Here is a 16,520-nt window from a genome sequence, read left to right as displayed (position 1 = left end):
TCAGCTAGAAGGAAAGCCATTGCCGGACCACGCCCAGTGGTTTGCGCAGGGCCCAGAGCACCAGCATGTGCCGTGGGCCGTAGATGCGCGCAGTGCCGCGCAGGCCAAGGCGGATGTCGCTATCGAGGTCGGCACGCAGGGTATAGGCCAGCGTGCCCGCAGGGGTCGGTGTGCTGGCGTAGGAGGTAAAGACCAGATGCCCTTCTGCCGGATGGTTTGGGTGCACATTGTCAAAAAAACGCACGCGCGCATCGGGGGCGAAATGTGCGGCCTCGGTTGCGGGCAGGCGGATCTCGATCCGGCGCGACAGGGCGGGTGCAACCATGAGAATGCGTTCGCCAGCTTCCACCGGGCGGCCTATCCATTCGGAAGGATCGTTATAAAGCGCCAGCCCGTCTATCGGGGCGGTCAGGGTGGCGCGGTGCAGCAGTTCGCTCTGGTAGCGCATCTGGGCCGCTTCCTCGTCAATGCGGCCCTTGAGTTCACCAGCCTGCGCGCGGGCCTTGGCATCAAGCATGCCTGCCTGAATGGCTTCATCATACTGGGTGCGGGCCACTTCCAGCGCCTTGCGGGCAACAAGGTACTGGCTTTCAAGCTGCGCGCGCTCCAGTTCCACGACCGGTGTACCGGCCTGCACGACTGTATTGGGAGCGACATCAAGCTGGTGGACGATACCGGCAAAGGGCGCGCGCACATAGGTGGGGGCAACCGGCACGACTTCAGCCGGGGCCAGAACCCATGAATGGACCGGGTAGCACGCCACCAGCACGGCAGCCGCCAGTATGGCGCCGATGCGTCTGCGCATTCGTGTATCGCGTGGCCTGGGCGGTTGGGAGGCGATAAGCTGCCGACTTTCCGCATACTCGCCGCCAATCATGCACAGGGCCTGGATGTCGGGCGGTGTCCATGCATCTGCCCGCGCGACAAGCAGCGTGCCCACCGGGCCATGCCGCCCAAGCAGCGGAAGGAGCACGGCATGAGGGGCCATCCATTGCGCCCATTCATCGCGCAGCGTGGCAGGCAGGGTCGCGACATCAAGCGCTCTGGCCTCAGCCTGTGGCGTGATGCTCTCGAACACCCGGCCCAGCCAGCGCACATAGGGGGCGGCGGAATCGAACACCGCCGTGCCGGATATGGCGGTTATCCCTGCCTTGTCCGTGCGGTAAAGGGCGGCCTGCTGGTAGGGAAGGAGATTATGGCTTTCGTTGACCAGCACGAAATCCAGTTCATCAGGCGGGCAGGTCCGCAGGCGCTCGCACAGATGCACAAGGGCTGACAGCCGCAGCAATGCGGCCTGCCGGCCCTGCTGCAGGCGTAAGGGATCAGGCGGGGAGGAGGTCATGATCCGTCAGCCATCCACCTTCATTGACCGAACTGGGCTTCTCCTGTCATGCCCGGTAGCAGGTCAGGGGCGGGGTGGGTCAGTTTGCCATAGACCTTGATGGTCTTGCTGACAGGATCAACCTTGCCCGAAATGCGGCTGACGGTTGCCGGGTAGGTGGCATCCGTTTCCAGTATATGAACCTTGAACGGTGTGCCGGGCTGCAGATGGCGCAGTTCCATGGATGAGACGATCATGGACAGTTCAAGCGAGGTATCATCCAGTATTTCCAGCATGGGGGTTCCGGCTGAAAGATACTGGTAATTATGCACCGTGGTATTGGAGACACGCCCGTCAAACGGGGCCTCGACCTTGCACTGGGCCACAACGGCGCCGGCCATTTCCAGATCGGCATTGGCTGCCTGTTCATCGGCCGCGGCCGAGCGCAGGTCCGATACACTCCATTGCCCGAGCGCCTTCATCTTGTTCTGCACATCCAGCAGGCCACGGCGCTTGATGTATTCGGCATGCGCGTGGGCAAGGGTTGCCTTCTGCTGGCCGCAGCGGAACTCGGCAAGGACGTCGCCCTTGTGGAAATGGTCACCGTCGCGCAAAGGAAATTTTTCAAGCTGGCCCGACATGCTGGCGCTGATCTGCGCACTCACCGGTGCGGTGACCTGCACGCTGGGGGCATGGACCGCCGTGCTGTCCGGCTCCGACGTGGGCGCAAGATCAGGCTGCTGGGCAGGTGCCGTGGCGGTCAGTGTCATGTCAGCGGGTGCGACCGGTCGTGCTGCCTGGGCCAGGACCGTGCCGGGTGCAAGGCCAAGCAACAGTGCCGAGATAAACGAATATATACGCATATATGCAACCAGCCTTCCGGAATATAAGGCACCACTCCCGCCAGGGTGATGGGGCCTTAAAACATTACTTATTAGTAATAATATTCAAAATGGCAGATCAGCCAGGTGTAACGGCAGGCTGTGCCGCATCCGTCTGTGCAACAGGGGTGGAAGGCGGCGCAGCCTGCGGCACCGGTACCGCGACGGGTACCGTGCTGGTGCCCGCATCCGGTTTCCTGACATTATCGGGCAGCGTCAGGTCAGGCAGGCGGCCGTTTTCCCACAGGGCAATGGAATGCTCGACTTGCGCCGTCAGGTGCCTGAGGTCCTGAATATCGGCATTGGCGGGCACAAGGTCCACGCCGATGGAGGCATACAGGTTGGCCAGCGCCTGATGGGTATGGGCAAGGCTGCGGCTGTATTCGAGTTGGCCGAGCAGGGCGGCCATCTGGTGGCGCACGCGATTGGCCTCGGACTGCGCGCCTGCGGCGGAGGCGGAGACGGCAAGCTGCTCCATCTGCAGGCTCACATCGTTGATCTGCCGTGAGGATTTGAGAAAATCCACCGCCGTAACGTATTTCTGCGCGCTCAGGTTGATCTGGGCCAGAATGGCGACGCTCAGCGCAAGGCGGCGCATTTCCGAGAGTTTGACATTGCCCTTGGCCACAGCAATGGCGCGCGGGCCCTGGATCATGTTGATCAGGTTGACGGTCGCCCGCACCCCGATCTGCCCCCAGATGTGGTGGTAGAGCAGGGCATTCGAATCAAAGTTGCCGTTCCCGATGGCGCCAATGCCGGGCATCATCTTCAGGATTTCCTTATAGACATCCTGCCGGTCAACCTTCTGCTGGTACACTTCCATGCGCAGTTCGGGGCGCATCACCAGCCCCATGCGCTCCAGCGTGGGAATGTCGAGGTTGCCCAGCGGCTGCACATCCTGCGGGTGGGTGGCCAGATTGAGCTTTTCATCCTGCGGCACGTTGATGAGCGAGGCGAGCTGGATCTGCGCGCCAACCAGCTCATCCTTGATGCGCCGCATCTCACCCAGGATCTGGATGATGTTCTGCTGGTAATCGAGCAGCGTCAGCGGGGACTGCAGGTGCGCGTTACCGGCATCCTGCGATGCCGCCAGCATGGTCTCCGCATCGTGGATGATGGGGTCGAGCCGGGGCAGCATGACCTGGGCTGCGGCAGCCTCCCAGTAATTGGTGGTGACGGCCTTGACCAGATCATTGATGGCGCGCCTGCGGCGCTCGACGGCAATCAGCGCGCGGAAAGCCTGCTGGCGGGCGGAGAAATAGCTGATCCCCGCATCCATGGCGTTCCATGAAAAGCTGATATCCCCGCTGCCATGGCTGGGCATTTCGGAATAGGAATAATCCAGCGAGCGCTGGTTGCTGAATTCATCAATACTTTCAGCAGCATTGTTGTTGCTTCTGTCAGTATAGCCCGCATCGGCCGCAAGGTGCGGCAGCATCTGCATCAGGGCCAGATCAAGCTGCTTTTCCTGCTGGTTGATCTCAAGCTTGGCGACCTGTGAGTCATAGTTGAACTTGAGCGCGCGCGCGATGGCGGTGCCCAGTGTCAGGTCGCCATCGAGCGGCAGATAACGCGCCTCGATCGTGGCGTGATCGGCATCGGCACGTTTGATATGATCGGCCAGGGGCATGGGCTTGGGCCGCATGCCACACCCCGCCAGCAGCATGACTGTCGAAAGCGCAGCGCAGGAAGCCAGACGTAATTTGCCACGGATAAGCTGATGCGTCACAGGATTTACCATGAATTTCAGGGTTGTATTCAGGTCGTCAAGAGTAATTTCAACACAAGATGGCGGGAATAGAATTGTGGTTATCTGATTATATAGAACTATATAGAGATATATATAGGTATGGTTTTGTAATGCCCGCCTGTTTTGCAGTTATGCTGCGCTCGATACCGAGTGCGGCATGGTAGTTATGGTGCCGTCACATTTCTGTCAACTTCATTTGTTGTAACGTAAGCAAAAAAAATGTAGATGGAATGCGGGAATTGAAAATACGGTCGTGGCGCCCTGCTGAGTGGAAATGATTCATCTCATGGAAACCATAATCTGGTATTCCTAAACAAATTGTTGATAAAAATGGATTTTTCATGCGTCTGATTCTTGAGCAGAGATATCTCTTTGATGGCAGCGTGGCGCATGTCTCCCATCACCATGGGGCAGACAGACACCATCACGAGAATCAGGGGGAAAATGCCCATGATGCCCCTGTTGTGGATGAATCCGTTGGTTCCCTGCCGGATTTACCTGCAACCACTGGTACAGATAAGTCGGTACATGAGCGCAATGGTGGAAAAAAAGACAGTTTTACCGATATCGTCTTTGTGGATTCCCGCGTCAGTGACTGGCGTGAACTCACCGCCTCGCTAGGCAATAACGTGGGCGTGGTGGTGGTGGACAATACGCGTGATGGCATGTCCGTCGTCTCGCGCGTGCTGTCGCACCAGCACAACCTCAACAGTGTCAGCTTCCTCACCTACGGGCAGGCAGGCCAGATCGAGCTTGGCAGTGCCACCATCAATGCCGCCACCCTCATGGCGGACAGTACGCAGGTGGCGCAGTGGGGCGATGCGCTGGGGGCTAAGGGGCAGATCCTGTTCTGGGGCTGCGATGTGGGGCAGGGGGCTGCCGGTCAGGCGCTGGTCGAGGACCTGCATACCCTGACCGGCGCGGGTGTCGCCGCCTCGACCGATGCCACGGGCCTTGGCGTGCTGGGGGGTGACTGGACCCTGGAGCGCACGGCCGGGCTGGATGGCAATGCCGTGGATGCACCCTTCTCGCTTGCGGCCGAGGCCGGTTATGACAGTGTGCTCGACAGCCCGACGGCCACCGTCACCATTTCAAGTTCCACCGATACCAGCAACCTGCTGGGCAATGCCTTTTCCCAGACCATTACCTTTGCCAACAATGCGTCCAATGGCGTGGGCTACGCGCCCTTTGTCGAGATATTCGCCCCGACCAACGCCACGCAGGATACCCCGCTGACCTCCGTAACCTATCTGGGCCAGGACCTGTCCGCCAAGGCTGTCACGCTGGTGGATGTCGATGGCAAGATCGGGGCCTATAATCCCTACAGCAGCGGCACGGATGGCAAGCCGCAGTTTGTCACGGCGCCTGCGGGCTTCAAGGCGGGCGATACCATGTATGTGGTTTCCCTGCCGTTTGGCAGTTACACGCCCAAGCAGCCAACCCTCACGCTTACGGCGAATTTTGCCAATAACACGGTCGAGTCCGTCGATGCGCCCACAGGTGCCGGCGCCCCCGTTACCATCGCCGCGGCTGGTGGTTACCAGTATGGCGCCGATGCGCTCAATGATCCCGGCACCGACCCGACCATCCAGGGTTCGGTCGTGACTAATAGCGTTGACCAGAATATCGTGCAGGTGAGCGCCGGTATCATCACCTCGCCGCGTGGCGAGGATGAAGTGCCGACTGGCCCGGATTATCCCGCCACCTACGAGGTGACCGTCACCCCTGCCGAAGTGACGCAGAACAACGCCATCAAGGACATGACGCTCAATGTCGCCCTGCCTGACAGCGTCAATTACAACAACAGCCCCATTACCCTGACCGGGGCCGATGGCTCGACCATCAGCGGCACGGCCACCTACGTGCCGCCCGCTGACGGCTCAAAGGAAGGCGGGTCGGTCAGGATTACGCTTGATAGCGTGGCCTACAGCGCAACTGCGCCCTACAAGATTGATATTCCGGTTTATGTTGGCCAGACGGATGCGGCCGGGAATTCCATCCTCAATTCTTCTGGCGGCAATTCTTCTGGCGGCACGACAGCGCCCACCACCATTCCGGGCGCTACCATATCCTATACCGGCAGTTGGACCCCGCCTGTGGCAGAGGGCCAGACAGCCACGGCCGTTGCGCTGGACCAGACGGTGGACACATCGCCCACCACGTTCAACGCCAAGGCGTTCGCGGTGCAGGAGACGGATACGATCACGAATGCGGATGGCAGCGCCACGGGCCTGCCTGCCGGGCAGGTCATGCCCGGCGATATCATCACGCATGACATCCATATCGAGAATTCGGATTACTACTCCAGCACCGGCATGGTGGTCACCACCACGCTGAGCGATGGCCAGGCCCTGCAGGCGGGCACCAGCCCCACCTTTACCTATACCGATGCCACCGGCACGTCCCATACCGTGCAACTGGGCAGCGCCTACTGGTCGGCCACGCCGGGCGATAACGGGCAGACCGTGGTGAAAATGAACATCGCCCAGTACCTGGCCGATAACAGCCTGCCTGCCATGGGTGCGGGCAAGCAGGGCACGATCAGCTATGCCAGCACGGTAAGCGACAATTATACCGCCACGAACACCCCGGTCACCGAAGGCGATACGGTCAGCAGCAGCGTGAGTGTCAGCGCGCAGGCAACGGGCCTTGATGGCACCACCTCGCAGGTGCAGGATGGTTCAGGCAGCACGCTTTCCGTGCCCGAGGGCACGACGGGGCTGAAGATCGTGGCCATCAATGGCGTTGCCGTTGAGGGTACGGATACGCCCGTCATCCACGCGGGTGACAAGGTGACCTACGAGGCAATCTATACCCTCCAGACCGGCACCTATACCGACCTGAACCTCTCATCTTACCTGCCCCTGCCGCTCTATGACACGAGCAACCCCACGGGCACCGGCGATTCCGCTTTCACGGCTGCCGACAGCACGGACCCGACCCAACAGGCGGCTGGCACCTACAGCGTGGTGAGCGTGCCAAACGGTGTCGATCCGGGCAAGGTTACGGTCTCGACGCAGTCCGCGAACAACAGCATCAGCTTCGATATGGGCAACAGCAACACGCTTGCCACCAATGATGCTGGCAAGCAGGTGGCCGTGCTGTTCACCCTCAATGCAACATCAAGCCCCTTTGCCGATGGACTGCGCCTGACCAGCCAGGAGCAGTCCACCCTGACCAATGGGCAGAATGCCCAGACGGCCCAGTCTACCCTGCAGTCGATTACGGTTGCCGAGCCCGCGGCCGAGATCAAGACGGGCGTGGTGTCGGTCATGAACGGCGCCAGCACTGACAAATCCGTTACCTACACGCCCCAGACACCGGGTGAAGGGACGGATACCAATCCCACCACCACCTTCAACGCGGCGGGATCGGATGGTGGCGCCTATGCATCGGTTCCTGCCGGTGGCGTGAGCGGCCTTGGCGCGGTCAACGACCTCAACGCCACGGGGGCCGAGGGCGGCGACACGGTGCGCATCGCCTCCACGGTGGAAAATACCGGCTCGGCCGGCATGTACGACCTGACGGTATCGGGCACCCTGCCTGCCGGGTTCTCTGCGGGGGATGTGAAGAATTTCCAGATCACGCGCGCCGATGGCACGGTGGTCTATTCCTCGGCGGCGGATGCCACGACTGCCGCCAACAGCTATTTCACCACCGGCGGCCTGACCATACCGGCCACCTCGGCCACCGATCCGGTTCTGGCCAAGGGGCAGGACCTGACCATTACCTATGACCTGGCCCTGCCCACCGGCCAGAACCTGGGCGATACGCTGGTGGCCAGCGCAACGGTGGTGAACTTTGGCAACAGCGCTGGCGCGGTTGCGCAGGGCAACGGGTTCGTGACCAATGGCGTACCGCTTGGCGGGCAGGCGTCGGACCTGACCGATCCGGCAAGCGTCACCCTGCAGGTGCCCACCATCAGCAAGAGCATTGGCCCATCCAACCTGCCTGAAAACGATGGCGTGGATGCAGCCACCTCCAGCGGCACAATCGTCAGTGGCGAGACGCGGACCACCACCATTACCGTAACCGTGCCCGAGGGTACGCTCAGCAATGGCAATGGGGATGTGACGGTGGTGGAAACCCTGCCCGCTGGCATGGACTATGCCGGAGGCTTTACCGCGACCCTGACCGGCGCGACCGCCTCAGGCGCCGATGCCAGTGGCAACCTGCCCGCGCCAACGGCGGTCAGGAACGCCGATGGCACCACCACCCTGACCTTTGACCTTGGCAAGACGGTTACCAATTCCAGTTCCACGCCCGGCACCATAACGCTGGCCTATAACGGTTATTATGGCGAGAACAATGCGCCAGCCAATGCCGCCACGATCACGTCATCGGCCGTGCTGAACTACAGCGCGCATGATGACACGAGCACCATAGCCGAACAGGCCGGGCCCGCCGATGTGACCGTAACCGAGCGCAAGCCCTCCCTGACCGAAACCATTACCGATGATACGAACGGCCAGCCGCTGTACAGCGGCCAGCAGGTTACCTATACCCTGAAGCTGGGCAATAACGGTGATGTCACGGCCTATGACGTCGATCATGCCATTACGCTGCCTTCGGACCTGACGGGCGTCACCATTACGGGTGGGGGGCAGACCATCACTGTCGCCGCCGGCCAGACATCCGTCGCCCTGTCCCAGCTTGCCTCTCTCGCTCCCACCGATGCCCCGGTCATCTACACCATTACCGGCACGGTCGCCTCCGACCTGCCCGCAGGCACGAAGCTTGCGGTAACGGACAACTACACCTGGCATTCGGCGCCCAGGAGCAACGAATTCATGCCGCCATCGGGCACCCCGTCCGGATCGGGGGATGCGCCGGTGACACCGCAGGACGTGCCCGAAGCGTTCAAGGGCACGGCCAGCGATGCGCCAGCGGTTGGCAATTTCACGTCCGTGCTCGACATCGTTGGTGAAAGCAACGGCACCACCAGCGGCATTTCCCCCACTAAGCCCGTTACTGCGGCCGATACCGTGCCTGGCGACCAGGTGACCCTGCAGGGCGAGGTCTCGATCCCCGAAGGGCAGAACCAGGATGTGACGCTGACCCTCAAGGTGCCGGACAACGTGCAGCTTGACCCCACATCGCTGCGCCTGCTGCTGGCCAGCCCGAACGGGGAAGTCACATCATCCGGCTTTGGCAGTGCCGAGCAGCTTGCGGAAGGCACGACATCGGCCGTGCAGATGAACGGCAAGACCTTTACGCTTACGGATGCGGCGGAGGCCGCGCTTAACGGTAATGGTGCGGCCATAACCGGCGTGACAACGGATTCCTCCGGCCAGACCGTGCTCACCATCAATCTCGGCACGGTCACCAACAACGACACGTCATCCGTTCCCAACTATGCCATCATCCAGGTGGCGGGCACGGTGCTCAATACCACGGCCAACAAGGATGGTAATCCCGCTTTCAGCGAGAGCCTGACGGCCAGTACGTCACCAACGCCCACATCAACCCAGTCCTCCGCCGCATCCATCGTGACCGAAACGGTCAGGGAGCCCACCGTCACGCTGGGCAAGGCGGTGACCGCGATCGACTACACTGATGATACCGTCACCTTTACCGATACCCTGACCAATACCGGCGATGCCACGGCCTATGATGTCGCCCTCAATGACCCACTGGTGGCGGGGCAGGAAACCGTTGCTGGCGCTGTTGCAGCCAAGGGCGCTGGTACGGTGGACACCACGATCAATGCCAGCGGCAGCGTGGCGGCTGCCGATGCGAACGGCGTGACCACCAACGGCCTGACTCTGGCCGCCGGTGCCAGCGAGACCGTGACCTATACGGTCAAGCTCTCTGACCTGACGCAGGGACTGGCGCAGACCACGACCAGCGTGACGTGGGAATCGCTGGCCGGGGCTACTCCCGCCGCCTCGGGCGGCACGGCGCAGAGCCGCGATGGCTCGGCCGGGCAGGCGGGCACCGCAGGTTCCAACCCCGCCGATACCTATGAGCGCTCGGTCACGATGGGGCTTGGCACGCTGTCGGGCCAGATATGGCAGGCGCTGGGCAATACGCCCGGCACCTATGACAGCGCCATCGATACCCCACTGAATGGCGTAGGCGTTACGGTGACCGCGCGCGGGCAGGACGGCACCTATGCCACCGGCCTTGTGCAGACCGGCATCACGACCAATGCCAGTGGCGACTATGCGGCGCTGGTGCCTGTTTATGGCACGCCCACAGCCTCCATTGCGGAAATTACCGTGCCGACCACGGGAGGCACGGATGGCGTGCCTGCCAGCGAGACGGAGGTGTACAACCATGATGGCGCGGTAACATCTGCTACAACCGCTGTCAGCCCCGATGCGGATTCAGCCAGTGGCATGAGCGCAACCCATGCTGACCTGGCCTATGAACTGCCCGATACCGCGCCCACCATTACAGGCTGGCAGGACACCACGCCGCATGTCGCCACCGCTGGCACCGCCACGGCAATCGGCGATGGCGGGGTAGCGGTGGATGACCACGAACTCGATACGCTGACCACAAAGGAAAGCGGCACCTATACCTATGCCGGTACCACGCTGACGGTGCAGCGCTATGTTGATGGCAAGGCCACTCCTTCGGCCACGGACAGCTTTGGCGCAACGGGCACCGACGTGAGCATGGCGGGCGGACAGGTGAGCGTGAACAACACCGTAATCGGCACCTATACCGACACGGGCGGCGTGCTGCAGTTCACGTTCAATACAAACGCCACCAAGACCAGCATCGCCACACTGGCGCAGGACCTGACCTATACCTACACGCCCACGGCAACCGATCCGGCAACGCAGCTTGATGTCACGCTCGGAGCTACCTTCTCCGATGGCAATACCGACCTTGCGGGCCAGCAGGCCACCACGGGCGCGCAGGGCACGGGGGGCGTGCAGACCAGCGCGCCCATGTTCACGCATGTGAGTGTTGGTGGCACGACCTTTGCCACCACATTTACCGAACCCAATGACACCCCGGCCGCGGCATCGGCAACCGCGCTTGGCTCCTATGTCTCGGTAGAGGATGCATCGGGCACGGGTGCGGGGTCGATCCAGAAAGTAGTGGTGCAGGTCGGTTCCGCCACGGCGGAGGACGTGCTGGCCGCCACGACGGCGGGCGGCATTACCGCGAGCCTCGATAGCGCAACCGGCGCCCTGACCCTGACCGCAGGCACCGCCACCACGCTCAAGAACTGGCAGGCCACGCTGGCCAGCCTGACATATTACGACAGCTCCGATACGCCCATCGAGGGCACGCGCAATGTGAGCATATCGGTCTATGAAAACGGGGCGAGTGCGCCCATCGTCACCAACGGCACGATTGCGGTCACCGCTGCCAATGATTCCCCGGTGCTTGATCCCTCGGTCCCGGTTTCCCTGAACGATGCGCAGGAGGACTCCGCCCCGCCGCAGGGCGCGGTGGGCACGGCGGTTTCGCAGCTTGTGGGCTATGCAGGGGCAACAGGTGGCGCGGGCAACGTGACCGACCCCGACGGCGCGGGCCTGACCGGCCAGGGTGCCGCAGGCGCCACGTCGCTGCCCGGCATTGCCATTACCAGCGCCGATACCACACACGGTACATGGTGGTACAGCACCGATAACGGCAAGACATGGACCGAATTTGCCGGTAGCGGCGCAAGCAATGCAGTTGGCGGTGGCAATGCCCTGCACCTGATCGATAACGGGCAGGCGCGAGTGTATTTCCAGTCCACCGACCCGAACTGGAACGGCAAGGTCAATGATGCCCTGACCTTCCGCGCATGGGACCAGTTTGATGGCGCGGCCAATGGCAGCATTTCCGCCCTGCCCGCTACAGTGGGGCTGGGCACGGGCACCAACACGCCGGGTTCCGCCTATTCAGCAGCCACGGATAGCGTGGCGCTGATGGATGACAACGTGAACGACGCCCCGAACGTGGTGGCCGATAACACCACCCCCGGCGCGACCCCGGTCACGGGGGACCAGCCCGCCTCGTGGAAGGTAACGGAAGACACGCCGCAGGTAACCAGCGTGCAGGGGCTGTTTGGCAGCTACTTCTCCGACCAGACCGACCAGCAGCACAGTGCCACCAACCCCGATGGCTCTACCGCCAACACCATGGCGGGCGTGGCCGTGGTGGGTTACACGCCCTCGGCTGCGGGCACATGGTCGTATTCCACCGATGGCGGCAAGACATGGACACAGCTTTCGGCTGCCGTCTCGACCACGAATGCGCTCGTGCTGTCCAAGGATGCGCAACTGCAGTTTACGCCTGCGGCCAACTATAATGGCCAGCCTGTCAGTGGCGATGACCTCAAGGTCGTGCTGATCGACAATTCGGGCGCCTCATCGGGCAGTCCGGCCCTGGTGGGGGCGAACGGGCAGGCCCTGACCACGACCGACGGCACGCCGCTGACCGGGGCCGCGCTGGATTCCGGCACGATGGCGATAGCCGGCGCCGATGTTTCGACCCGTGGCGGGCAGACCGCGCTGAGCACGGGCACGGTTGACCTGTCCACCGCGGTGACGCCGGTCAATGATCCGCCTACCATGGCGGCAGGCCCCTACACGCTGCCTGATGTGACCTCCAACAGTGCTGACAGCGCCAATACGGGCACCACGGTTGCCGCCCTGTACTCCAATGCCGTGCAGGACGGGACCGATGCGCAGCAGAACGCGACCGACCCCACCGGCTCCACTGCCGACCATCTGGCTGGCGTGGCCATTACCGGCAATACGGCCAACCCCGCAACCGAGGGCACGTGGCAGTATTCCACCGATGGCGGCAAGACATGGACGGACGTGCCCGCCAATGTTTCAGGCAGCAATGCCGTGGTGCTGGGCGATCAGGCCAAGGTGCGCTTTGACCCCGTGCCAAACTTTACCGGCACGCCGGGCGGGCTGACCACGCAGGTTGTCGAGACCTCAGCCGACGTGCCCCTGACCGGCACCAGCGATGGCGTTGCCACCAGCGTGACCGGGCAGGCGCTCGATGGCACCGCCACGGCCCTGACGGGCGTGAACATAACCCAGATGCAGCAGGATCACCCCAACGGGTCAGTCAACACCAACAGCCAGCCGCTGGATATCAAGGTTAATCCGGATGCCCATACGGCTGTAAACATTCCTCCGGGCACGGAAGACCAGCCGGGCACGAAGCAGACGGTTTCTCAACTGTTTCCTGCCTCGGATGCCCCCAATGGCGTGGGCGGCGTTGCCATTACCGGCAACGCCACGCCCGCCAGCGAAGGGACATGGATGTATTCCGTGCCCGGTGGCACGGCGCAGGCGCTGCCGACCGGCCTTTCCACCACCAGTGCGGTCGTGCTGCCCGGGGATGCGCAGATCTGGTTCCAGCCTGCGCCCAACTTCAATGGTGACCCGTCCAGCATCTCGTTTACGGCAACGGTGATCGATAACACGACCGCCAACGCCTTCACGGGGGCGGATGGCAAGGCTGTGGCGGGTAATGCCATAACCGGCGTTGCAACAGGGGTTGATGTCAGCAACACCGGTGGCGGTACCGCGCTTGATGTGGTGCCGGTGCAGGTGAGCACCAGTGTTGAACAGGTCAATGACGCGCCGGTAGCCAGCGGCAGCGCCACGCTGCCTTCGGTCGATACCAGCAACCAACAGGTCAGGGGGGATAGCGTATCCTCCCTGTTCGGGCCCACTTTCTCTGATCAGGCCGACCAGCAGCATAGTGCTTCCAATCCTGATGGCTCGGTAGCCGACCATCTGCAGGGCGTTGCCATTGTGGGCAATACGGCCAACCCGGCAACACAGGGCACATGGCAGTATTCAACCGACGGGGGCCGGACATGGCAGAATGTCAGCACCTCGGTTTCCGCCACGACCGCCCTTGTGCTGCCTGCCAGCGCGGAACTGCATTTTGCGCCGGTAACAGGCTTTACCGGCACGCCGGGCGGGCTGTCTGCCGCACTGGTCGAGACCAACAGCACGCTGGCCACGGGCACGGCGGCACAGGTGGCAGATGTCTCGGCACTGATGGCTGATGAGACCAGCCATGTCTCGCAGACCACCGTGGCACTGAACACGAACGTGACACAGCAGGAGGGCAATCCCGCCCTTTCGGGTTCGACCCTCAACAATGACCTCAGTTCTTCCGACCTGCTCAAGACATCGGTGGAGGACGGGTTCGAGAACGAGTTCCAGCGTGGCTTTGGCGTCGCGCACCAGACATGGATACGCGGAACGTCACTCTACCGGTTTGTGACAACCAACCAGAAATACGATATCGATGTGCCGGCCGGTGCCTTCATCAGCTCCGATGGAACGGACCTCAACCTGACCATTACGGCACGCCAGGCTGGCGGCGCGCCGCTGCCGGACTGGGTCTCGTTCGATGCGGATCGCCGCTGCTTTTCCATGATCGCGCCAGATGAGGCCAGCGGCTCCATTGACCTGGCCCTTATTGGCCGCGATGAATATGGCCATGAGGCCGAAGTGGATGTGCATGTGGTGATCGGGCACGAACACCCCGCGTGGGAAATGGGCAATGATCCGTCCATTCCGCAGGCGGTGGAGCGCGCGATGCAGGTGGTGGAGCAGGACATGAACTGGCTTGCCTTCAACCCTGATTTCCATCGCGGCAACCATCACGCCAACGAGCCAACTCCCGGCAAGAAGGGGCTGCGGGCGCAGATGCGCCAGATCGGCCAGAGAGCGGCATATGCGCGCAGTCGCGATCTGGTCAATCACTGAGACACTGTTTGAAAACAACTCATTGATGAAAAATAATAGGGGCTGACATAGGGTAAGCCGATAAAGGCTTGATATATCCTATGAAAGCACGTCGTCGCAGCCGACTGCCTGTTGGCACCCAAAAACGGCTTCTGGAGCACTTCGTTGCGGGCACGCCCGCGCGGAGTGCCGCCGAACCCGTGGGCGTCAATCGCAATGCCGCGACCCTGTATTACCGCAAACTGCGCGAAATCATCGCTGAACAGATTGCTCATGACGCGCCCTTTTCCGGTGAGATCGAAGTCGATGAAAGCTGTTTCAATGGACATCGCAAAGGTGAACGGGGCAGAGGCGCTGCCTGAAAAGTTGCCGTTTCTGGTCTGCTGAAGCGGTCTGGCCGCGTTCATGCGGTCATGATCCCCAATGCTGGCCACCAGACGCCGGTGTCTTTCATCCGGCAGAAAGTTCTACCGGATTCAATCGTTTACAGTGATTTATGGCATGCCGACGACAAGCTCGCTGTGTCTGAGTTCCACCACGAGCGCGTCGACCACAGCAGGCATTTCACCCAGGGAAGAGACCATATCAATGGCGCCGAGAACTTCTGGAGCCAGGCCAGGCATCATCTGCGACGATACAATGAAATACCACGCAAGGACTTCCATCTCGTTCTGGCCGGGTGCGAGTGGCGCTTCAATACCCGCTCTCCCGCAAGGCTCGTGAAAATCCTTACCGGATGGGCTAAGCTTCCTTCCTAACCCGTCCCAATAAATGCTTACCTATGCCAGCCCCTTTGTATTTTACTGTAGTGAGGAGAAACCCGCGATGCCCAGAACGGTTATTGTGCAGCCGCCCGGCGGCTTCGATCATGTCATCATGTCCGACCAGCCCACCCGCGCGCCGGCACACGGTGAAATCAGGGTCAGGCTGCATGCCTCCTCGCTGAACTATCATGATTACGCGGTTGTCAGCGGCATGTGGGGTCCAACAGTGCCGCGCATCCCCATGGCCGATGGCGCGGGTGAAGTGGTGGAAGTGGGCGCAGGTGTGAGCGAATTCGCGCCTGGCGATCGTGTTGTCAGCACGTTTTTCCCCACCTGGCTGGGGGGCGCGCCAGAGGTGATCGGGTTCACCACCGTGCCGGGCGACGGCGTGGATGGCTATGCACGTGAGGAGGTGACAGCACCAGCCACCTCCTTTACCCATGCGCCGCGCGGCTGGTCGCATGCCGAGGCGGCCACACTCACCACGGCGGGGCTGACGGCATGGCGCGCGCTGTTTGTTGATGATGCGGTCAAGCCTGGTGATACGGTGCTGGTGCAGGGCACGGGCGGCGTGTCGATCTTCGCGCTGCAATTTGCCAAGATGGCGGGGGCTACGGTCATTGCCACTTCATCGAGCGCTGCAAAGCTCGAACGCCTGCGCGCCCTTGGTGCGGACCACGTCATCAATTACCGCGAAAACCCGCAATGGGGCACCACCGCATGGGAACTGACCGGCGGGCGCGGCGTGGACCATATCATCGAGGTGGGTGGCCCCGCCACGCTGGCACAGTCGATGGCGGCCATCCGGGTGGCTGGCCATATTTCCGTCATCGGCATTCTGACGGGCGTGGCAGGGCAACTGGAAGTGGTACCCATGCTGCTCAAGCAGTTCCGGCTGCAGGGCGTGCTCGTGGGCAGCCGGGCCGACCAGCATGCCATGGTGCGGGCTGTTGAGGGCAATGGCATCCGCCCGGTCATTGACCGCAGCTTTGCGCTTGAAGAGATCGTGGCGGCCTTTCGTCATCAGGAAAGCAACCGGCATTTTGGCAAGATCTGCCTGGAGTTCTAGTGGCTGACAGGGTTTGATACAGTCTGCTGTCGCAGTAATGAGGATGGTGGAAAATGCGG

The 16,520-nt window shown here is 62.0% G+C and carries 5 protein-coding genes and 1 pseudogene; 3 read left to right on the top strand and 3 right to left on the bottom strand.

Annotation, left to right across the window (positions count from 1 at the left end; genetic code table 11):
- Window positions 1-4: 4 nt before the first annotated feature.
- The 3 genes from GXY01S_RS07035 to GXY01S_RS07025 form a co-directional block, all read right to left on the bottom strand.
- Window positions 5-1,342: an efflux RND transporter periplasmic adaptor subunit gene (locus GXY01S_RS07035; protein ID WP_242501357.1), complete on the bottom strand. Its 1,338-nt coding sequence runs from the start codon at window positions 1,340-1,342 to the stop codon at window positions 5-7.
- 20 nt (window positions 1,343-1,362) lie between these two features.
- Window positions 1,363-2,184, bottom strand: a complete 822-nt coding sequence (locus GXY01S_RS07030) for an efflux RND transporter periplasmic adaptor subunit (protein ID WP_061273517.1) — start codon at window positions 2,182-2,184, stop codon at window positions 1,363-1,365.
- A gap of 97 nt (window positions 2,185-2,281) precedes the next feature.
- Window positions 2,282-3,931, bottom strand: coding sequence for a TolC family protein (locus tag GXY01S_RS07025; RefSeq protein WP_061273580.1), 1,650 nt, complete (start codon window positions 3,929-3,931; stop codon window positions 2,282-2,284).
- Between the two features lie 362 nt (window positions 3,932-4,293).
- On the opposite strand from GXY01S_RS07025, the gene GXY01S_RS07020 reads away from it, so the two are divergent.
- From GXY01S_RS07020 to GXY01S_RS07005, 3 genes and pseudogenes are all read left to right on the top strand, one after another.
- A complete protein-coding gene (locus GXY01S_RS07020) occupies window positions 4,294-14,649 on the top strand; it encodes a DUF4347 domain-containing protein (protein WP_061273515.1) in 10,356 nt (3,451 codons plus the stop codon).
- Window positions 14,650-14,729: 80 nt separating this feature from the next.
- Window positions 14,730-15,386: pseudogene (locus tag GXY01S_RS16995) on the top strand (IS1595 family transposase).
- Between the two features lie 67 nt (window positions 15,387-15,453).
- On the top strand, window positions 15,454-16,461 hold the full coding sequence (locus GXY01S_RS07005) for a zinc-dependent alcohol dehydrogenase family protein (protein WP_061273576.1): 1,008 nt from the start codon (window positions 15,454-15,456) through the stop codon (window positions 16,459-16,461).
- Window positions 16,462-16,520 lie beyond the last annotated feature (59 nt).

Source organism: Komagataeibacter xylinus NBRC 15237 (genome assembly GCF_001571345.1).
In the GTDB taxonomy this organism is placed as follows: Bacteria; Pseudomonadota; Alphaproteobacteria; order Acetobacterales; family Acetobacteraceae; genus Komagataeibacter; species Komagataeibacter xylinus.
The sequence above is the reverse complement of the archived record's forward strand: the minus strand, read 5'-3'. Positions and strand labels throughout refer to the sequence as shown.